Origin of the sequence: Haematospirillum jordaniae (assembly GCF_001611975.1) — a bacterium.
Taxonomy (GTDB): domain Bacteria; phylum Pseudomonadota; class Alphaproteobacteria; order Rhodospirillales; family Rhodospirillaceae; genus Haematospirillum; species Haematospirillum jordaniae.
Window position 1 is genome coordinate 735,160 of the sequence record NZ_CP014525.1, and the last position, 18,770, is coordinate 753,929.

At 56.4% G+C, this 18,770-nt stretch carries 21 protein-coding genes; 12 read left to right on the top strand and 9 right to left on the bottom strand.

Annotation, left to right across the window (positions count from 1 at the left end):
- Positions 1-406 precede the first annotated feature (406 nt).
- Both AY555_RS03655 and AY555_RS03660 read left to right on the top strand, forming a co-directional pair.
- Entirely contained in the window at positions 407-1,681 is a 1,275-nt protein-coding gene (locus tag AY555_RS03655) for a porin (protein ID WP_082812053.1), read from the top strand.
- A 327-nt stretch (positions 1,682-2,008) separates the two neighbouring features.
- Entirely contained in the window at positions 2,009-3,283 is a 1,275-nt protein-coding gene (locus AY555_RS03660) for a porin (RefSeq protein ID WP_066133598.1), read from the top strand.
- 84 nt (positions 3,284-3,367) lie between these two features.
- Here AY555_RS03660 and AY555_RS03665 read toward each other — a convergent pair whose 3' ends face one another.
- The gene (locus AY555_RS03665) at positions 3,368-3,991 is read right to left on the bottom strand and encodes a thiamine phosphate synthase (RefSeq protein ID WP_066133601.1); all 624 of its coding nucleotides are present in this window, start codon (positions 3,989-3,991) and stop codon (positions 3,368-3,370) included.
- 37 nt (positions 3,992-4,028) lie between these two features.
- Between AY555_RS03665 and AY555_RS03670 the strand changes: the two genes are divergently transcribed.
- Positions 4,029-4,721, top strand: a complete 693-nt coding sequence (locus tag AY555_RS03670) for a YggS family pyridoxal phosphate-dependent enzyme (RefSeq protein WP_066133602.1) — start codon at positions 4,029-4,031, stop codon at positions 4,719-4,721.
- Positions 4,722-4,780: 59 nt separating this feature from the next.
- Here AY555_RS03670 and grpE read toward each other — a convergent pair whose 3' ends face one another.
- On the bottom strand, positions 4,781-5,440 hold the full coding sequence (gene grpE / locus AY555_RS03675) for a nucleotide exchange factor GrpE (protein WP_066133605.1): 660 nt from the start codon (positions 5,438-5,440) through the stop codon (positions 4,781-4,783).
- A 54-nt stretch (positions 5,441-5,494) separates the two neighbouring features.
- Positions 5,495-6,535 (bottom strand): heat-inducible transcriptional repressor HrcA, encoded by a 1,041-nt coding sequence (hrcA, locus tag AY555_RS03680; RefSeq protein ID WP_066136489.1) that lies wholly within the window; start codon positions 6,533-6,535, stop codon positions 5,495-5,497.
- A 274-nt stretch (positions 6,536-6,809) separates the two neighbouring features.
- On the opposite strand from hrcA, the gene AY555_RS03685 reads away from it, so the two are divergent.
- Both AY555_RS03685 and AY555_RS03690 read left to right on the top strand, forming a co-directional pair.
- Entirely contained in the window at positions 6,810-7,382 is a 573-nt protein-coding gene (locus AY555_RS03685; RefSeq protein ID WP_066133609.1) for a hypothetical protein, read from the top strand.
- 71 nt (positions 7,383-7,453) lie between these two features.
- Positions 7,454-8,038, top strand: coding sequence for a Smr/MutS family protein (locus tag AY555_RS03690; RefSeq protein ID WP_066133612.1), 585 nt, complete (start codon positions 7,454-7,456; stop codon positions 8,036-8,038).
- Positions 8,039-8,062: 24 nt separating this feature from the next.
- Here AY555_RS03690 and hemW read toward each other — a convergent pair whose 3' ends face one another.
- The 5 genes from hemW to AY555_RS03715 are packed head-to-tail and all read right to left on the bottom strand — an operon-like array spanning position 8,063 to position 12,402.
- A complete protein-coding gene (gene hemW, locus AY555_RS03695; RefSeq protein ID WP_322099092.1) occupies positions 8,063-9,199 on the bottom strand; it encodes a radical SAM family heme chaperone HemW in 1,137 nt (378 codons plus the stop codon).
- Positions 9,200-9,224: 25 nt separating this feature from the next.
- A complete protein-coding gene (rdgB, locus tag AY555_RS03700) occupies positions 9,225-9,821 on the bottom strand; it encodes an RdgB/HAM1 family non-canonical purine NTP pyrophosphatase (RefSeq protein WP_066133618.1) in 597 nt (198 codons plus the stop codon).
- 3 nt (positions 9,822-9,824) lie between these two features.
- Positions 9,825-10,547 (bottom strand): ribonuclease PH, encoded by a 723-nt coding sequence (rph, locus tag AY555_RS03705; protein ID WP_066133621.1) that lies wholly within the window; start codon positions 10,545-10,547, stop codon positions 9,825-9,827.
- Positions 10,548-10,577: 30 nt separating this feature from the next.
- A complete protein-coding gene (gene mltA / locus AY555_RS03710) occupies positions 10,578-11,729 on the bottom strand; it encodes a murein transglycosylase A (RefSeq protein ID WP_066133623.1) in 1,152 nt (383 codons plus the stop codon).
- Positions 11,730-11,742: 13 nt separating this feature from the next.
- On the bottom strand, positions 11,743-12,402 hold the full coding sequence (locus tag AY555_RS03715; RefSeq protein WP_066133626.1) for a Tim44/TimA family putative adaptor protein: 660 nt from the start codon (positions 12,400-12,402) through the stop codon (positions 11,743-11,745).
- A 126-nt stretch (positions 12,403-12,528) separates the two neighbouring features.
- Here AY555_RS03715 and AY555_RS03720 point away from each other — a divergent pair, with 126 nt between their 5' ends.
- From AY555_RS03720 to AY555_RS03730, 3 genes are all read left to right on the top strand, one after another.
- Positions 12,529-13,002, top strand: a complete 474-nt coding sequence (locus AY555_RS03720; protein WP_066133629.1) for an FxsA family protein — start codon at positions 12,529-12,531, stop codon at positions 13,000-13,002.
- 84 nt (positions 13,003-13,086) lie between these two features.
- Positions 13,087-13,602 carry a protein-export chaperone SecB gene (gene secB / locus AY555_RS03725; protein WP_066133632.1) on the top strand — a complete coding sequence of 172 codons (516 nt, stop codon included), beginning with the start codon at positions 13,087-13,089 and terminating at the stop codon, positions 13,600-13,602.
- 14 nt (positions 13,603-13,616) lie between these two features.
- Positions 13,617-14,006 carry a helix-turn-helix domain-containing protein gene (locus tag AY555_RS03730; protein ID WP_066133636.1) on the top strand — a complete coding sequence of 130 codons (390 nt, stop codon included), beginning with the start codon at positions 13,617-13,619 and terminating at the stop codon, positions 14,004-14,006.
- Between the two features lie 38 nt (positions 14,007-14,044).
- Here AY555_RS03730 and AY555_RS03735 read toward each other — a convergent pair whose 3' ends face one another.
- Positions 14,045-14,509: a methylated-DNA--[protein]-cysteine S-methyltransferase gene (locus AY555_RS03735; RefSeq protein ID WP_066133639.1), complete on the bottom strand. Its 465-nt coding sequence runs from the start codon at positions 14,507-14,509 to the stop codon at positions 14,045-14,047.
- A gap of 182 nt (positions 14,510-14,691) precedes the next feature.
- Between AY555_RS03735 and AY555_RS03740 the strand changes: the two genes are divergently transcribed.
- From AY555_RS03740 to mnmG, 4 genes are all read left to right on the top strand, one after another.
- Positions 14,692-14,946, top strand: coding sequence for a DUF6489 family protein (locus AY555_RS03740; RefSeq protein WP_066133642.1), 255 nt, complete (start codon positions 14,692-14,694; stop codon positions 14,944-14,946).
- A gap of 36 nt (positions 14,947-14,982) precedes the next feature.
- Complete coding sequence (locus AY555_RS03745; RefSeq protein ID WP_066133645.1) at positions 14,983-15,360, top strand: (2Fe-2S) ferredoxin domain-containing protein; 378 nt, start codon at positions 14,983-14,985, stop codon at positions 15,358-15,360.
- Entirely contained in the window at positions 15,360-16,709 is a 1,350-nt protein-coding gene (mnmE, locus tag AY555_RS03750) for a tRNA uridine-5-carboxymethylaminomethyl(34) synthesis GTPase MnmE (RefSeq protein ID WP_066136492.1), read from the top strand. Before AY555_RS03745 ends, mnmE begins: the two co-directional genes overlap by 1 nt.
- Positions 16,710-16,871: 162 nt before the next feature.
- Positions 16,872-18,746: a tRNA uridine-5-carboxymethylaminomethyl(34) synthesis enzyme MnmG gene (gene mnmG, locus AY555_RS03755; RefSeq protein ID WP_066133648.1), complete on the top strand. Its 1,875-nt coding sequence runs from the start codon at positions 16,872-16,874 to the stop codon at positions 18,744-18,746.
- Positions 18,747-18,770: the final 24 nt, after the last annotated feature.

Below are 18,770 nucleotides of genomic sequence, written 5' to 3' on the forward strand. Positions count from 1 at the left end.
AAACTCTTGCTGTCGGGTCAGGGCCCGGGCCACAGGGCCGCAGACGGTGATACCCGCCCTTATACCAGTCCTTGCGAGAAAGGGGGAACGGAAAAACTGTCTGCACGGACAGAACTTTCGCGCCCAAGGATTCATGGTGCCTATCCTGTTCATATTGCGGGGGCGACAGAAAGCGTTGCGCAAAGGCCACAGTGTGGATAAATAAGCACAATTTCGCGTGCAATGTGTTGACGCAACACGGTATGGATGTATTGATAATCCCACCTTCGGGGGAAGGTTTCCGTCCTGCGCCCTGCTTTCGTTTGGGCTGCCACCCGGAAAAAAGGCCTGAAATGTTCTCCTGTATGGAACGCGCGCGTGCGCAATGCCGGGGTTCCGGCCAACCAGATTCAGGGATGTTGAAACAATGAAAAAAATCCTTATCGGCACAAGTGCCCTTGTTGCGGCCTCCGCTCTGGCCGGTGTGGCCAATGCGGCAGAGCCGCTGAAGCTGTCTGTCGGCGGCTTTGGTTCCGTTTTTGTCGGCTATGCCTCCCAGGAAGACAAGTACCTGAAGGGTCTGCGTGATTTCGGAGACAGCAGTACTGAAGTCAGCGCTGTCGATGTCAAGGGCGACAACGAACTGCACTTCAAAGCCAAGAGCACGCTCGACAACGGCCTGACCGTTGGCTTCAAGGTAGAAATGGAAGCCGGCGGCAAGGATCCTTCCGGCAAGGTTGTGGATGAATACCACATCAGCCTAGGCGGGGCCTTCGGGACCATCATTGCCGGGGCTGACGACAATGCCTTGGCCGCCATTGCCAACCGCGCCCCCCACATGGGTGGCCGCCTGCTTGGCGCCGGCCTGTCGGATGGTGACATGGTCGAAGGTCTGTGGATCCTGAAGCCAAAGTCGCTCGCAGCCGTCGATACGGCCTCAACCCCAACAGCCGTGACAATAGAGGGCGCAGCAGGAGGCTACACCACATACGTTGACACCAATGGTGACAGCGAATCAATCAGCTACCTGACCCCGGCTATCGCTGGCTTCACGCTTGGCGCAACCTATGTGCCGGATGCCAAACAAGGGCGTAATAAGGCAGACCAGCCTTTTGGTAAAAACACCTTGGATGCCTATGGTGTTGGCTTGGCCTATGCCGGCAAGTTCGGTGATCTGGGCGTCAATGCCGACATCGGCTGGTTGACCGGTGATCATCCCGATGCAGACAGCCATAACGAATACCAAGCCGGCCTACACCTGTCCTATGGCGGGTTCATGATTGGCGGTGGCTATCGCTTGATTGACCAAGACTACAGCACAGCAACCGGAACTCCGGCGGCAACCTCAACAAAAGTTGTCACAAGCGATGCTGATGCTTGGGAAGTAGGCGTTGGCTACAAGAGTGGCCCGTATGGAATTGCGCTTGGCTATACTGAAACATCAATAGACAAGAAAAGGAACATTACCACAACAACTCCGGTCATTGCATCGACAGCCTCCTCGGGCAAAGATAAGACCCGGATTGTCCAGCTGACCTCGGAATACACCATGGGGCCGGGCGTCATGCTGGTCGGTGGCTTGGGCTATGCCAAGTACGATGACAAGACCATCAGCGGTAACGCCGGCCTGACGGCAGATCAGCGGAAACTCGGCAAGAACAGCGGCTGGGTTGCGGTGACTGGTCTGTCACTGGCGTTCTGATAAAACGTGGTCCTGCCACGGCGGGGCCGGGCTGAAAAACAGAAAGGGAGCTGCTCGTCAGCTCCCTTTTTTTGCCTTGTTTATGCCACAACACACAATCAAACGTCTGCATTATATACTTGAATGTATATTGTTGGTTTTTTGCCTGTGTTATATCTGCAACACTTATAAAAATACGTGTGTAATGTCGTTGTTACACGATTGACGGTACACGCACCGATCCCCTAGATAGCTGTCACTGCATTACATGCATGCACTCTTTTCCGGTCTGGAAGGGCAGTTGTGTGGTGTGTATGCATAACCAGATAGACAGGGATCAGAACTGTTATGAAAAAAATTCTTGTTGGCACCAGCGCCCTTGTCGCTGCTTCTGCCATTGCCGGTTCCGCCATTGCTGCTGAACCGATCCAGCTGTCTGTTGGCGGCTTTGGCTCCGTGTTCGTTGGCTATGCGACCCAGAGCAAAAGCTACCTGAACGCGATCAAAAAAGACGCGATGTCGGCCGACGTCAAGGGCGACAACGAAATCCACTTCAAGGGCAAGACCACCCTGGACAACGGCCTGACCGTTTCCGTGAAGTATGAGCTGGAAGCCGGCGGTACAAACAACACCAACGATGATCATATCTCCAAGTATGCCATCTCTCTGGGGGGTGCATTCGGTACCGTGATCGCCGGCGTGGACGACAACGCCATGACCGCCTTGGCCGCCCGTTCCCCGCACATGGGCAACCGTCTGTTCGGCGGCGGCATTTCGGAAGGCAGCCTGATCGGCGGCGACTGGGTTCTGAAGCCGAAGACCGCTATTGGCGATGCGCCGGCAGCTGATGCGCCTGATGCTGACAAAACTATGTACCGTGCCGCGCAGCTGCTGAAGCAGACTGACTACATCGACGCCAGCTACATCACCACCGGCAATGGCACGGAAAGCATCAGCTATCTTTCGCCTTCCATCGCCGGCTTCACCCTTGGTGCCAGCTACATACCGGACACCAACCAGAAGAAGCACGACGAGAAGCAGCCAACCGGTAGAAAAATCGCCCGCGCCTATGGCGTTGGTCTTGGCTATGCCAACACCTTTGGTGGCGTTGGCGTGCAGGCTGATATCGGCTGGCTGAATGGCGGCAGCAAACTCAAGGCCGAAAAACTAGCCATTAACGATAACGTTTTGGAGAGCAAGGGCCACAACGAATACCAGGCCGGCCTGAGCCTGTCCTACTCCGGCGTGACGGTCGGTGGTGGTTACCACATGATCAAGGAAAAGCTGGGCGTCACCACAGCTCCCAACAAGGAAGTCAAGGGATCCTTTGACCATTCCGCTTGGGAAGCTGGCGTTGGCTACAAGACCGGTCCGTTTGGTGTTGCAGTGTCCTACCTCGACCTCAAGCAGGCCGACCTTGACCTGAAGGATGAGCTGAAGGCAGATAGCCAGAAGGGCCGTCGTTCGCGCGCTGTCCAGCTGACCTCTGAATACACCATGGGCCCGGGCGTCATGCTGGTTGGTGGCGTTGGCTACACCAAGTTCGAAGACAAGGACTCCAAGAAAGCCAGCGATCGCAACAAGGGCTGGGTAGCCGTTACCGGTCTGTCCCTGGCATTCTGATGCGTATCACCTGATAACCGGCAATGGTTCCAGGTATGGGGAAAGGGCAGCTTCGGCTGCCCTTTTCTGCTATAGGAAACATGCTCAGGCCAGCGCAGACACCGCAGCAACACCCCAGGCACCGCTTCCGTACAGGCGGGGCAGGGTGGATGCCGAAATGCCCCCCAGGGCGAGAACCGGCACCCGGGATCTCTGGACCAAGGCCCGGAAGCGGAAAAGCCCCAGTGTAGCGGCACCCGGGTGGCTGGCTGTCGGGAAAACAGGTGAAACCAGTGCCGCATCCATGCCAAACCTGCCCGCCATAACCAAGGCCCGGTGTGAATGAACGGCTGCTGTCACCAGCCCACCAGCCCGACGCCAATCAACAAGCTCTGGACACAGGGCACGGGGTAAAAGGCCCTCTGGCAGATGTACGCCATCGGCAGCACAGGACACGGCAAGATCATGGTCTGCTGCCACCAGAAAACGGATGTCCCGCTTCTGGGTAGCATCGCGCAGGCGCAAGGCCAGATCAGAGCGAAACCGGTCATCATAATGGCGCATGATCACCGCACTGCCGGGTGGAAGCCGGGGTACAATCGCGACTGGATCCCCCACACGTGGATCTGTCACGAAAACAAGCCATGGCACGGGACATGCCGCAGGCCAGTTTCCACGTGCAGAAGCATTGAGTTTCGCAGCCTGTATCGCTAGGGTCCGAAAGGACATCTGCCGACACACTCCTTTGAATCAGGATAGAACACGCATGGCTTCCCCTGATCTTTTACCGGGACATCCGGACACGGTACAGCACTGGCACACCGTACGGGAACAGATCGCGCACAACGCGCTGGAAGCGGGGCGGGACCCTGCATCAGTCAACCTGATTGCCGTGTCCAAAACATTTTCCGCGTCGGCCATTACCCCGGTTCTGGATGCCGGACAACGCCTTTTCGGTGAGAACAGGGTTCAGGAGGCTTCTTCAAAATGGCCGGCATTGAAAAACCGCTTCCCTGACATTGAACTCCACCTGATCGGCCCTCTGCAGTCGAACAAGGTCCGGGAAGCGGTTGCCCTGTTCGACGTTATTGAAACAGTGGACCGCCCGAAGATTGCCACGGCGCTTGCCACAGAAATGAAGCGCCAGAACCGTTTTCTTCCCTGTCTGGTACAGGTCAATATCGGGAATGAACCACAGAAAGCCGGCATAGCACCTGATCAGACCGATGACTTCATCCAAGATTGCCGTAAGCAGGGTCTGATAATAGCCGGTTTGATGTGTATCCCCCCTGTCAATCATCCGTCCGGACCTTTCTTTGCAATCATGCAGGCCCTAGCACAACGTCACCAGCTTCATACCTTGAGCATGGGCATGAGTGCTGATTACAGTGAAGCCATTCAATATGGAGCAACCCACGTCCGGGTCGGATCGGCAATCTTCGGGCATCGGACTCCATAGAAAACCCCTGACCAGAGCCAGGGGTTTCAAACAAGGCATCCTAGAACAGGGAGCCTTGATCACACAGACTGGTCAACATGCCCAACCGGCGCTGGCGCATCGTCTCCGCCTGCAGGGGCATCATCACGCTTTGGCCCGCCCTTGGACACAACAACCATGGCCGGACGCAACAGACGATCATGCAGGGTCCACGCATCCTGATAAACTTGAACAACGGTTCCTGTCGGGACGTCTGTACGTTCGACCTCCTGCATAGCCTGATGGTGATGCGGGTCAAAGGGACAGTTCAAACTCTCAATCCGGGTTACGCCATGACGGGACAAGACGGACAACAGTTCCTTCTCCGTCATCTCGACCCCCACCGCCAAGGTTCCAAGATCTGCATTGGATTGCCGGGACTCTACCGGAGCAGCCAGAAGAGCACGCCCCAGATTGTCGGCAACGGCCAACACATCGCGAGCAAAGTTAGTCACCGCGTAGCGATTGTTGTCCTCGATCTGTTTCTGGGCCATACGCCGTGTATTCTGGGAATCCGCCAAGGCACGCAGATATTCCGTTTTTAGGCGTTCCACCTCGGTTTCCAGCTCGGCAATGCGTGCCTCGGGTGTTGCTTCTGCTTCACCCTCTGCTTCCGGAAGACCTGTGTCTTCAGTCTCCGGAACAACAGCATCAGGTGCCGTATCCGGGGTTGGAATGGTCTTGTCAGTCTCTTCGGTCATGTCTCTTCCATACAATACTCCGGCAGGCCCACACGCGGCAGACCACAACCTTTTTTATCCAATAAGCTGCCCGATAACCCGCGCAGTATAATCCACCATCGGAATAATACGGGCATAATTCAACCGTGTCGGCCCAATCACCCCAATAGCCCCGACGATCTGTTCGCGGCTGTTCTGATAGGGGGCCACGATCAAGGAACATCCCGCAGCCCCGAACAGGTCATTGTCCGAACCAATAAAGATCTGGACACCTTCACCCGTTTGCACAAGATCCACGAGGCGCAACATTTGCTGACGTGCCTCCAAGGTTTCAAAAAGGGAACGGATACGTTCAAGATCTTCGATGGCATGCACATCCTGCAACAGGTTGGACTGCCCCCGTATAATCAGCGCACCCTGATCCTCGTCACCACCCCATATCGCAAGACCAGCCTCTACAACCCGGGCTGTCAGTTCGTCAAGCTCGGCACGCCGGCTGTCAAGATCGGCAGAAACAAGGCGGCGCACATCAGCCAAGGTCTGCCCGCCCAGACGAACCGACAGAAAATTCGAGGCCTGCTGCAAAACACTGGGTGGAAGACCGGCCGGCACCTCGATCAGGCGGTTCTCGACCAGACCATCGCTGGTCACCATAACCACCAAGGCGCGCCCGGGGCCCAAGCTGACAAACTCGATATGGCGCAAAGTGCTGTCTGTCTTGGGAGCCAGCACCAAGCTGGCACAACGCGACAGGCCGGACAACGCCGTCGTTGCCTCGGACAGCATCTGCTCCAGACTACGGCCCGTTGATTGACAATGACTGTCAATACGGCTGCGCTCGTCATCACTGAGGCGCCCGACTTCCAGAAGGCCAGAGACAAACATACGCAAACCATGTTCAGTCGGCAGACGACCCGCCGAAACATGAGGCGCATACAGAAGCCCAAGATCTTCCAGGTCAGCCATAACAGAGCGAATGCTGGCCGGCGACAAGCCAACCGACAGGCGACGGGACACGGTACGGGAACCAACCGGCTCCCCATCATGGACCCACGACTCAACGACCAGCCGCAAAACCTCGCGGCTACGCTCGTTCAGCTCTGCTATTGGCAGCATGGTTTTCACGGCCTTGCCCGAACCTTTTACATCGAATCCGGAACCGTACCACACAATGGTCCCATACGTGTTGGAATGTAGTCAGCCACTCCCCCGACGTCAATGTACCGGCAGGAGATGCGCCCTCTTTCAATATAACATGCAGTACTCAGGTAACATAAACAGATCCGGGAAGCGGCTGCACGACAAACAAAAAGCTTGGCGTAGGGGTGTGAACAGTGAAACATTGCTCTTATCCGTTGCATGACAGAATGCCGGAAAAGCCGGGGGAAAGATGGTTCGCCACACCGCTGAAGACAGAGAATTGTACAACAGGATTGTTGCCGCCCACGAACGCAACATGATTGGGCTTCTGGTCAACTACCGGAAGCTGAATGGCGTTTCCTCCCCGATTTTCAATCCGTGGGAGGCTATTGGTCCACTCTTGGTTCCTGTCATCGTATCGCTTCTGGTTCTCATCTTTGGGGGTGTTGTTGCGGGAACCATGGCACTTCTGTTTACCATGCTGCTTTACGGCGTGCTGCTTCGCCCATGGACCCAGCGCAAGATTCACGATCGTGCCCGCCGTGTTATCGGTCATAGCTTCGCCGCCTTTGAAACTCTGTGGGAATTCGGGGGGTTCGCTCTCTATATCACGGACCGCCCGACAACCATGGTTGAGGCCCCACAGGGGGACTGGCGCTCTTTTGTCCGTCGCAACCTTCCCAAACCCGCACCGGGCGAAGACGTGGGAGCCCCGTTCAGGGCATCCTTGTCAGGGAGTGGGGATTTTGTGCCACCAGTCCGGTCACAGGCCGTCACGGGCGATGAGCAACCCACGCCCGGACGCAGGATCAGACCGACATAATCCATCCGGCACATAGACCCGGTAAACGATGCGTGTTACAGCTCGCCGCAGGAAGAGAGCGGCCTGAGGCAATGGACACGAATAAGCGGCGGCATTACCGGCGTACCCTGACACAGGATGAAGCCCGGCTTTGGGAGGAGATTGCCCGCACGGTCAATCCCATATCCGGTCGCTTGCCCTTTGTCACAGCCAATGAACCGGAAATAAGTCCCCCGGAAATGGACGGCCCCGTAAGCACACCACCTTCCAGCACACCTTCGCAGGCCCCCCCCTTGTTGAGGGCAGCCACGCAGAAAAACAAACCGTTTCTACCCCTAGAGCCCGGAAAAAGCCCAGGCGTTGACCATAGAACAGCCCTGAAATTCAAACGGGGCAAAATGCATGTGGATGCCCGCATCGATCTGCATGGTATGGGCAAAGACACAGCCCACGCCAATCTTATGGATTTTATGAACAGGGCAATACGCAACGGCTACCGGTGCCTTCTTGTCATCACCGGCAAGGGAACGCGGGGCGAGGGAGTTTTGCGACGGGCTCTCCCCGGCTGGCTGAATGATACCCGCATCCGGCCACATATTCTGTCGTTCAGCACAGCTAGGCCAGAGCATGGCGGAGAAGGGGCCTTTTACATCCTTCTCCGCCGCAACAGGCTCTGATGTTTCACGTGAAACGACATCGCATCACGATGATTGAACCAAAGCCCCAATAATTGCATTCAACACCGGCATGCCACGATCCGTAACCCGAAGTGGCCAGCCATCTGCCACAAGCCCTTCAGCACGCAACAAAGCAAGCATTGGCCCATCCAGAAGATCAGAGACATCAAAGCCATGACAGGCCAAGCGGAACGCATCCGGGTCAATACCACGACGCAACCTCAGGCCCATCATGACGTTCTCTTCAGCCCGCGCGCGTGACGTCAGAGGTTCCTTTTGCCGTGTTGCGTGGCCATCACGCAGAACTGTTTTCAGCCACACATCTGGTGCACGATGCTGGCGTGTTGCATGAAACGTCCCATCAACACAGATTCGACCATGCGCACCGGGCCCAATACCAACATATTCACCACCAAGCCAATACAGGAGATTATGGCGGCTTTCCTGCCCGGGAACCGCATGGTTTGAAACCTCGTAGTAGGGCATACCACGGTCTGCGGTCAGGGCATGGGTAACAGCCCATAGATCTAGCGCAAGATCATCTTCTGGAAGGGTAAAGGCACCGCGAGCCACGTCCTGCTGGAAACGGGTTCCTTGCTCGATGGTCAGCTGATACAGCGAGATATGACCACCCGTAGCCAGATCAAGAGCCTGTGACAACTCTGCCTCCCACTGTGCGGGGGTCTGTCCGGGCCGGGCATAGATCAAGTCAAAGGAGAAGCGGGGAAACAGCCGGGCTGCGGTCTCGATAGCCTCCAGTGCCTCACGGACACCGTGCCGACGTTCCAGAAAGCCAAGACTTTCCGGCACAAGGGACTGAACGCCCAGCGAAACACGATTGATACCGGCATGCCGAAAAGCCTGGAAACGCTCGCAGTCTATGGCACCTGGATTGGCCTCCAGCGTCAGTTCAATGTCCTCAGCCCATGTCCAGTGGGCAGCAGCACGCTCTAGAACAGCCTCAACCGTACGCGGCGCCATCAGCGAAGGCGTGCCACCGCCAAAGAAAATACTGCCAAGCACGCGCCCGGGGGTCAGGGCCGCGTAGTAATCCAGTTCACGCAGCAGTGCCTGACACCAACGATCATGGTCAACATGATTGGTAACATGACTATTGAAATCACAGTACGGGCACTTCGACACACAAAAAGGCCAATGCACATACAAACCAAACAACGAGGGTACGTTAGTCAAAGCACGCCTTCACAAGCTGTTGGAATGCACGGGCACGATGGCTGATGGCATGTTTCTCTTCCGGAACAAACTCGGCAAAGGTACGATTGTCACCGTCCGGAACAAAAAACGGGTCATAGCCAAAACCACGGTCACCACGCGGTGGCCAGCAGATGGACCCATCGACCTGTCCGACAAATGTTTCCGTATGCCCGTCTGGCCAGGCTAGGCACAAGGCGCATACAAAGCAGGCTGACCGGTCAGGATGGTCCCCCAGACGCTCATGAACGGTACGCATGGCACCGGCAAAATCTTTCTCCGGGCCAGCCCAGCGGGCCGAGTAAATCCCCGGTTCGCCGCCAAGCGCAGAAACTGACAGCCCGGAGTCATCGGAGAGGGCAGGAAGCCCGGAGGCCTTTGCTGCAGCCAGTGCCTTTATGGCTGCATTACCCGAAAATGTTGAAGCCGTCTCATCTGGCTCTGGCAAATCCAGATCAGCAGAGGACACAACATCAACCTGAAAGGCACGAAGAAGGTCACGGATTTCCCGCACCTTCCCAGCATTGTGGCTGGCAACAACCAGCCGGGAACCATCAAACCGGCGAGCCATGCCTTATGCCTCCACCAGCAAGGCCCGGTTTTGCAAGGCGACAAGCTCACGCACACCTGTTTCCGCCAGATCCATAAGGGCATCCAGTTCCGCACGGGTAAAGGGCGCTTCTTCGGCTGTTCCCTGCACTTCAATCACCTTCCCGGTTCCGGTCAGGACAAAATTAGCATCGGCTTGGGCTGATGAATCCTCTGCATAGTCTAGGTCCAGAACCGGCACACCATTCACAAGGCCGCACGATACGGCTGCAACACTGTCTGTCAGGGGAAATGCAGACACAAGCCCGGCAGACAAGGCATGACGGAATGCCTGGGCCAGAGCCACATAGGCCCCGGTAATGGAGGCTGTACGGGTTCCTCCATCCGCCTGAAGTACGTCACAGTCGATCCGGACCTGCATCTCGCCCATCTTTGACAGGTCTGTTACGGCTCTTAAGGAGCGTCCGATCAGACGTTGTATTTCCTGTGTGCGCCCGGATTGTTTACCCCGGGCAGCTTCACGGTCGGTGCGCGTTCCTGTTGAACGGGGCAACATACCATATTCTGCCGTAATCCATCCCTTGCCCTGTCCCCGCAACCAAGGGGGAACACGGGTATCAACAGAGGCCGTGCAAATAACGTGGGTATCCCCGAACTTGACCAGACACGACCCCTCTGCATGCTTGATAAAGCCGGTCTCAAGTGTCACGGGGCGAAGTTGGTCAGCAAGGCGGCCAGAAGGTCTCATGGAATATATCTCTCTGTCAGGCTGGGAAAATTAATGGTTCGGCGCACTCTGCCGGGGTAAAAGCAAATACCAAGTTCCCGCGCTTTTCATGCGTCCGGCCTTGGCTAGGGCCTGCTCACCGGGACCCCAGAAGAAATCACCACGAACAACGCCCTTGATGGCCGATCCTGTGTCCTGTGCCACCATAAGCCGGCGCAGGGGTTTATGATCTGGATCGACCGAATTGAGCCACAGCGGCACCCCAAGCGGAACATACCGCGGATCGACTGCAATGGAACGCCGGGCTGTCAAGGGAACCGACAGAGCCCCTACAGGCCCATCCCCGCGAATAACGCGAAAGAACGTATAGCGCGGGTTCTCACGCATCAAGGCACCCGCCCGATCCGGGTTTTCCTTCAGCCATGCACGAATGAACGGCATGGTAGCTTGCCCGGGCCCCAGAATGCCATGATCCAGCAAGATGCGACCCAGTCCCTTGAACGCATGGCCGTTGCTGCCGGCAAAACCAAGCCGCTGCGCCTTGCCATCAGGCAGGATAACGCGACCCGACCCCTGTATCTGCATGATATGCACATCAACGGGATCTTCGGCATACATCAGGACAGGCGCACGCCCGTTCAGGGCACCATTTTCAATTGCCGCGCGCGAGGGCAGGGGAGGAACCTTCCTGGTATCCGTGACAACACCCGGCGGAGGCCCATAAAGAGGCACCTGACAGCGCGGCGTTTTCTTCAGGCATCCTTTCAGCTCCGCCTCATAATACCCGGTAAATGTGCCGGAAGGACGACCGGAAGAACTGACAGACCAAGGCTGCATACGCGCCTCAAGAAATTCCCTGACAGAAGCAGAAGACGCGGAGCGTGAGGGCGGGAATTCACGATGCAGGTCGGAACAGAACCGCTGCCAATCCTCTACGGTCCCCCCCAAGGAACCGGGGCCAACCCATCGGCTTGCATCAGGACGACGCTGGAAGGAATCGCAGGAACGCCTGAGAGCGGGCAGGGCCTCTGCCTGCATATCCTGATCCCAACCGGGAAGAGCCGAGAATGACACTGGCTTCAGATGCTGTTCAGAGGGAATGGGAGGCGGTTCACCCGGCCCACGACCACCGCAGGAAGCCAAGGCCAACAGACAAACCCCGGCCAACAGCCGGGGTAGAACGGTACGAACAGATACAGTCATAGAAAAAACCCATTCAGGCAGATGGAGCTGCTGTTGAAACCAGCTTCCAGTTGGGGTCATCAGAACGTGGATCCCTCATGAATGTCCAATCATCGGTAATCACGACCGTCTCATTGGGATCCCCCTCGACGATTCGGCCTTCCGAATCACGGGTGACCGATATCTGCTCGCTTACAAAGCGAACAGACACCAAGACAACATCCTTGGCGAGTTCAGCTTTTATGAAGGAAATTGAACGGATAAACTCAAGTCCCGTCTCCAGGAACAGGTTTTTGCTCTCCCGGGTCTGGATTTCCCCCTCGAAGCTGCGGTATACGTCCTCAGCCAGAAGGAAGCGCAGAGTCTCCCTGTCGCCGCGGGCAAAGGCTTCGATCACCATTTCGAAGGCACGCCGGGCGCCACCAAGAAACTCCTCGGGCACAAAGGAAGGATCAGCCTTCATCACATCCACCAGCCCCGGAACAGACAGACTTTCATCTGAGATGTCGCTGTCGTAACGACCGGGCAGGGGGATCACGTTGTCCCCGGTATCCTGGTCCAGCGTACGACCGTGCAGATCGCGCGGCCTCTCATTGCCGTTTTTCTGGCCCAGAACACTGCGCAGCCGCAGGATCAGAAACCCGGCGACAAGGGCCAAAAAGATGATGTCGATGAACGCGATTCCCTGGTTCATGGCAGTCCTGACTGTCGGTAAACACTGGGTCTGTAACACCACCGCCACAGACCACACACACTGGCATCGGGAATCCCGGACCAGCTCTGAAGGTCTAGATAAGGGTTGTAGCAGTATAGGGCAAGCATGACACAGGTTCTTCTTATTTTATTTGTTATCTTTCCCGTGGCCGAGATAACCATGTTTCGTCTTGTCGATCTTGCGATCGGCCTGTGGCCAACAGTCATTCTGGTTGTTGGAACGGGGGTGTGCGGAATCCTTGTTCTGAATAGGGCAGGGCTGGCACCTTTGGATGGACGAACCTGGGCAAAGAATACAATCTCCCTGCAAGACATGGTCGAAGCAACTCTTATGGTCGTGTCGGGCCTGCTTCTGGTCACACCAGGTTTTCTGACGGACGCCTTGGGGCTTTTCCTGCTGATCCCGTCCATGCGTCGTACCACGGCAGCCCTTCTGGCCCAAAGACGCAAGAAACAGGAAGGCAAGCCTGCTTCGTCAGAAGCAGAAGAAGGCCATATAACATCCAGCCCTGCAATAGACGGTGAATACCGCGACATTTCTGCTGGATATGACCGGAATGGCCAGACCCGATCCTGCTGAATGAACAAGAGGGATAACGCAGGGTTCCGTGGTCATGCATTCCATGCTAGGGGTATGCCAAGCATCTGAAACAGGGAGCCCCTTATGACGACTGACGCACAGAATCATACAACGACACCGGAAGACAATACATCAGACGCACCGCCACTGATGTTGGCCATTGAAAGCCAGTACATCAAGGACCTATCTTTCGAAGCACCACAAACGCCGGTCATTTTCCATAAAATGCGCGAACAGGCTCCGGCGGTATCCTTTGGCGCTGACGTCAAGGCACGCCACCTGGATGGCAATGTTTTCGAAGTTGTTTTGCATGTTGAAGTCAAGGCTGACGTTGGTGCCGAGACCGCTTTTATGCTGGAGCTTGCCTACGGTGCCGTCGTTCAGGCAAATCCGGTTGAAGCTGATCACCTCCAGCCCCTGCTGCTGATCGAGGCGCCAAGGATGTTATTCCCGTTTGTCCGGAACATTATCGCCGATGTAACGCGCGACGGCGGCTTCCCGCAGCTGATGCTGCAGCCGATCGACTTTGCCGCCCTTTATCGGCATCGATTGGCAGAAGCCGCACGTCCTGAACAGGAAAATACTCCAGAGCAGGTATAGGCAGGACACAGCACGTGACCCCGTTTGGAGCCAGAATTCGTGACCTGAGACACCAGCGGGGCATCACCCTGCAACAGATGGCTGCCGATCTCAATGTATCTGCAGCCTATCTGTCTGCCCTAGAGCATGGAAAACGAGGCAAACCTGGCCCTGGCCTTGTTCTTGAGTTATGCGGTTATTTCGGACTTATCTGGGATGAAGCCGAAGCCCTGAAAAACTTGGCCGAGGTTTCAAGACCCAAAGTAACACTTGATACCTCTGGCCTGTCACCGCAGACCACAGCATTTGCCAACCGTCTCGGGGCCTGTATTCGCTATCTGGATGATGAGGCCGTTGCTACTCTGGATGCCCTCTTGGCACGTATACAGCCCCCGCTGCCTGCAAAACGCAGCAGACGCTCATGACACCTCACCTCTCTTCATGTTTCACGTGAAACATCCTGTCAGGATGTGACCGTCGCACTCTGCTCAAAACGCAAAAGCCAAGCCTTACTCTGCAGGCCATCAAACGCAGAATACCCGCCAAGACGCCCCCCCGCAGCCAGAACCCTATGACAGGGAACAAGTATAGGCAGGGGATTGCGCGCACACGCCATACCCACAGCACGGGGAGATGATGATACGGTCTGCGCTAGGTCTCCATAGGTTTGCGTTGCGCCAAAAGGAATAGCGCAAAGGGCATTCCGTACACGGGCAGTGAATGCGGTGCCAGCCGGGGCAAGGGGCAGGTCAAAGTGCTCCAGACGACGGTCGAACCATGCCTCCAGCTGCTTCCCGGCTTCTCTCAGAAGGGGGGTCTCCTCACAGCCCGCCTCCATACCCCGCCCCCAATCCAGAGAAACAAGGCAATCATCAGCCTCAAACAGGGTTATCCACCCGAGGGGGCTGTGCAAAACAACATGGGGCACTGTAAAAAATCCATCCAGACAGACAAAACCAAAGCCAAATTAGCGGCGGTCTTGCCATGCAGGCAAGTCTGACACAAAACAAATTTTACCCGGGATATTCACAGGTAGAGTGTGCAAGCACGACAGACCGGGGGCTTTCTCCGGAAAAGTGCTTTCCGTATCAACCAGATCGTAGGGTTGGCATGAAAATCGAGATTGATATCGACTGTACGCCTGAAGAAGCCCGCACGTTTCTGGGATTACCAGACGTCCGCCCCATGCAGGATGCTCTTCTGGCCGAAATACATAAACAAATGATGAACCAGTTGCAGGCCATTGATCCGGACACCCTTATGAAAAGCTGGTTACCAGCTCAAGTTCAGGGCTTGGAGCAGATGCAGAAATTTTTCTGGTCACACTTCACAGGGGATGACAAAAGCGGCAACAGGGGCCCATAAAAGGAGCGCTAGAGAATCCTGTACGAGGAATACCCCGTGTCCTGCCCGGATCCCGACCTTTATTACCGCATCCATGTTTTTATCTGCACAAACGAACGGCCGGAAGGCCACAGCCGTGGTTCGTGCGCCCGTTCAGGAGCCGTAAAACTACGTGACTACATGAAAGCACGCGCAAAAGAACTGGGACTGACAGACCGCATCCGCACTCAGCAAGCAGGGTGCCTGGACCGGTGCGAGCTGGGACCCGTGCTGGTCATATACCCCGAAGGTGTGTGGTACGCACCACGAACACGGGACGATATTGATGCCATTCTGGTCAACCATATCCGTGACGGAAAACGTGTGGAGCGCTTGATGCTAAATCCACAGGACCGCATCCCCGCTGACTTGGAAGCCCGTCAGGCATCCCAATGATCACCAACGATACGATTGTTGCAACAGCCACAGCGCCGGGCAGAGCTGGTGTTGCTGTAACCCGCGTTTCCGGCACACGGGCACGCGACGTGATTACCGCACTCTGTGGCCGCCTGCCAGAAGCACGCAAGGCTACACGATTCCTATTTCGTGACCCCGGAACAGGAGATGTGCTCGATGATGGGCTTGTCCTGTGGTTCCCCGGTCCGGCCAGCTTTACAGGCGAAGACACAGCTGAATTTCAGGGGCACGGAGGAAAAGCTGTAACCGATGCCTTGCTGCAGACCATTCGTCGTATGGATGGTGTGCGGATTGCCGAACCCGGTGAGTTCTCGCGCCGGGCCTTTCTGAATGGCAAACTGGATCTGACCCGGGTTGAAGGCCTGGCTGACTTGATACAGGCCGAAACGGATGCTCAACGCCGCCAGGCCCTCCAGCAAATGGACGGTGCCTTGGCGCGCTTATATGACAGCTGGCGAGAGGAACTGGTGCGACGTCTGGCCTGGATGGAAGCCCACATAGACTTTCCCGATGAAGACATCCCACCTGATCTGGATCGTTCGGCACGAAACGGGCTGGAAGAACTGGCTCAAACCATTGATGCCTATCTCTCGGACAACCGGCGCGGTGAGCGCATCCGTGACGGTATCCAGATTGCTGTCATCGGGCGCCCTAATGCCGGAAAATCCAGCTTGGTCAATGCGCTTGCACAGCGGGAAGCCGCCATTGTTTCCGACCAGGCCGGCACCACACGCGATATTATCGAAATCCATCTGGATCTGGGAGGGTTCCCGGTCACCATTGCCGATACGGCTGGCCTGCGCAGCAGCAATGAAGACATAGAGGCAGAGGGGATACGCCGGGCACGGGTACGGGCCAGTACTGCGGACCTCAAGATTGCCGTGTTTGACCTGACAGAGTGGCCTGAACTGGATGAAGAAACCCTGTCTCTTGTTGACTCCAGCACGCTGATAGTGCTGAACAAGAGCGACGTGGCAACACCGTATCCAGACAGAATGCTGACGATTTCTGGTTCTGGCGCGCACTCCTTGCTGCTATCAACACGCAGCGGGGAGGGCATGACAGAGCTGCTGTCAACCTTGACAGCCATGGTGGCGGAGCGTCTAAATGCAGGTGCACATGCCCCCCCGGCGCTGACGCGACAAAGGCACAGAGATGCCTTGGAGGATTGCCGCGACAGCCTGTTACGCGCCATACACGCCCCAATGCTTGAACTGATGGCAGAAGATGTTCGTCTTGCAGCCCGTGCCCTAGGTCGTATTACAGGCCGAGTAGAGGTTGACGATCTGCTGGACGTTATTTTCAGCGACTTCTGTATTGGTAAATAAAAAAATCAAGACACTGCATGAGGTTGACGAGTCTGTCATAGCGTTATCCCCTATAACAAGGTTGCCCGTATACCACCGGCTTGCGTTTCATGCTATGCATGTGCATGCTTTGGCCGCTTGTCGCCAAGACAGAATAGTGATCACCACTGATTGTTTAATACAATGAAAAGCCACTTTGACGTTATCGTAATTGGGGGCGGACACGCCGGCACAGAAGCAGCGGCTGCAGCAGCTCGTATGGGTGCCCGTACACTGCTGCTAACCCAACGCATAGAAACCATAGGGGATATGTCCTGCAACCCTGCCATAGGCGGCTTGGCAAAGGGGCACCTTGTGCGTGAGATTGATGCGCTCGATGGCGTCATGGGACAGGCAATAGACCAGGGCGGTATCCAGTTCCGTATGCTGAACCGAAGCAAAGGCCCAGCGGTACGCGGACCAAGAGCACAGGCTGATCGATCCCTGTACAGAAAGGCTGTCCAGGATATCCTAGCCGGCACATCCAATCTGACCATAGAGGCAGGATCAGCAGAAGACTTGATTCTGGACCGGTCCGGGCGTGTATCAGGCGTACTGACAGCAAGCGGACGTACATACAAGGCTGGAGCGGTTGTTTTGACAACCGGCACATTCCTGCGTGGCGTCATTCATCTGGGTGAAAAAACATGGCCTGCCGGGCGGATTGATGAGCCGCCATCACTTGGCCTGTCCAATACACTGGAGCGCCTAGGGCTTGTTCTCGGACGCCTGAAAACCGGCACTCCGGCTCGCCTTGACGGGCGAACAATCAACTGGAAAGGGCTGGAGATGCAGCCCGGCGACGACCCGCCGGAACCCTTCTCCTTCATGACAGGGCAGATTACAACGCCCCAAATCGCTTGTGGCATGACATGGACCACCGAAGAAACGCACGCCATCATTCGTGCCAACCTTAATCGTGCCCCGATGTACTCCGGCCAGATCCAGAGTGTCGGGCCACGCTATTGTCCTTCCATTGAAGACAAAGTGGTTCGTTTCGCGGAAAAGGACCGTCACCAAGTCTTTCTGGAACCAGAGGGCCTGAACGACCCGACCGTCTACCCGAATGGCATATCAACCAGCCTGCCGGAAGATGTGCAGACGGCTCTGATCCGCTCCATTCCGGGGCTGGAAGCTGTCGCGATCCTGCGTCCGGGCTATGCCATAGAATATGATTTTGTTGATCCGCGGGAGCTGCGCCCATCACTTGAACTAAAGAAAGCAAAGGGCCTGTTCCTTGCCGGCCAGATCAACGGAACAACAGGCTACGAAGAGGCAGGGGCACAGGGTCTTGTGGCTGGCATCAACGCAGCCCTTCTGGCGGGTGGTACTCCAGCCGATGATGCTTTTGTGCCCGATCGGGCCGAGGGCTATCTTGGTGTCATGATTGACGACTTGGTCACGCTGGGGACACAGGAACCGTACCGGATGTTCACAAGCCGCGCAGAATATCGGCTGCAGCTGCGCGCAGACAACGCAGACCTGCGCCTGACCGGGAAGGGGATCGCTATCGGTGTCGTGGGTCCTGATCGTATGGTCGCTTTCCGTAAAAAGGAAAAGGCCATGGCAGAAGGTCGAGCGCTGATGGAAAGTCTTTCCGCAACCCCGAAGGAGCTGGAGCCTTACGACATCCGCATCAACCAAGATGGGGTTCGTCGCAATGCCCTTGCCCTGTTCAGCTATCCGAATGTCACCTTTGACCGCCTGCGTCAGATCTGGCCAAAACTTGGCGTAATTGCTCCCGATATTGCATCACAGCTGGAAATCGAAGGGCGCTATGCCGGTTACATAGGGCGTCAGATGGCCGACATTGCGGCTTATCGGCGAGACGAAGACCTTCTTCTGCCAGATGACATCGACTACCACAATATTGGGAGCCTTTCGGCTGAAGTCCGGCTCAAGCTGGACGCGACCAAGCCCGCAACACTAGGCGCTGCCGCGCGAATACCGGGCATCACACCTGCGGCACTGACAGCCCTCTTGGTTCATGTCCGCAAACGACGCGAGACCGCCGCCTGAAGGCTTTCCAATAAAGGCACGACC

Excerpts from the sequence above, each read along its gene's own strand:
- AY555_RS03740 (WP_066133642.1), top strand. The coding sequence starts at position 14,692 with ATGAAAATCGAGATTGATATCGACTGTACGCCTGAAGAAGCCCGCACG.
- AY555_RS03720 (WP_066133629.1), top strand. The coding sequence starts at position 12,529 with ATGACACAGGTTCTTCTTATTTTATTTGTTATCTTTCCCGTGGCCGAG.
- grpE (WP_066133605.1), bottom strand. The coding sequence starts at position 5,440 with ATGACCGAAGAGACTGACAAGACCATTCCAACCCCGGATACGGCACCT.
- mnmG (WP_066133648.1), top strand. The coding sequence starts at position 16,872 with ATGAAAAGCCACTTTGACGTTATCGTAATTGGGGGCGGACACGCCGGC.
- rdgB (WP_066133618.1), bottom strand. The coding sequence starts at position 9,821 with ATGGCTCGCCGGTTTGATGGTTCCCGGCTGGTTGTTGCCAGCCACAAT.
- secB (WP_066133632.1), top strand. The coding sequence starts at position 13,087 with ATGACGACTGACGCACAGAATCATACAACGACACCGGAAGACAATACA.
- AY555_RS03670 (WP_066133602.1), top strand. The coding sequence starts at position 4,029 with ATGGCTTCCCCTGATCTTTTACCGGGACATCCGGACACGGTACAGCAC.
- AY555_RS03685 (WP_066133609.1), top strand. The coding sequence starts at position 6,810 with ATGGTTCGCCACACCGCTGAAGACAGAGAATTGTACAACAGGATTGTT.
- AY555_RS03715 (WP_066133626.1), bottom strand. The coding sequence starts at position 12,402 with ATGAACCAGGGAATCGCGTTCATCGACATCATCTTTTTGGCCCTTGTC.
- AY555_RS03665 (WP_066133601.1), bottom strand. The coding sequence starts at position 3,991 with ATGTCCTTTCGGACCCTAGCGATACAGGCTGCGAAACTCAATGCTTCT.
- mltA (WP_066133623.1), bottom strand. The coding sequence starts at position 11,729 with ATGACTGTATCTGTTCGTACCGTTCTACCCCGGCTGTTGGCCGGGGTT.
- AY555_RS03660 (WP_066133598.1), top strand. The coding sequence starts at position 2,009 with ATGAAAAAAATTCTTGTTGGCACCAGCGCCCTTGTCGCTGCTTCTGCC.
- rph (WP_066133621.1), bottom strand. The coding sequence starts at position 10,547 with ATGAGACCTTCTGGCCGCCTTGCTGACCAACTTCGCCCCGTGACACTT.
- AY555_RS03655 (WP_082812053.1), top strand. The coding sequence starts at position 407 with ATGAAAAAAATCCTTATCGGCACAAGTGCCCTTGTTGCGGCCTCCGCT.
- hrcA (WP_066136489.1), bottom strand. The coding sequence starts at position 6,535 with ATGCTGCCAATAGCAGAGCTGAACGAGCGTAGCCGCGAGGTTTTGCGG.
- AY555_RS03690 (WP_066133612.1), top strand. The coding sequence starts at position 7,454 with ATGGACACGAATAAGCGGCGGCATTACCGGCGTACCCTGACACAGGAT.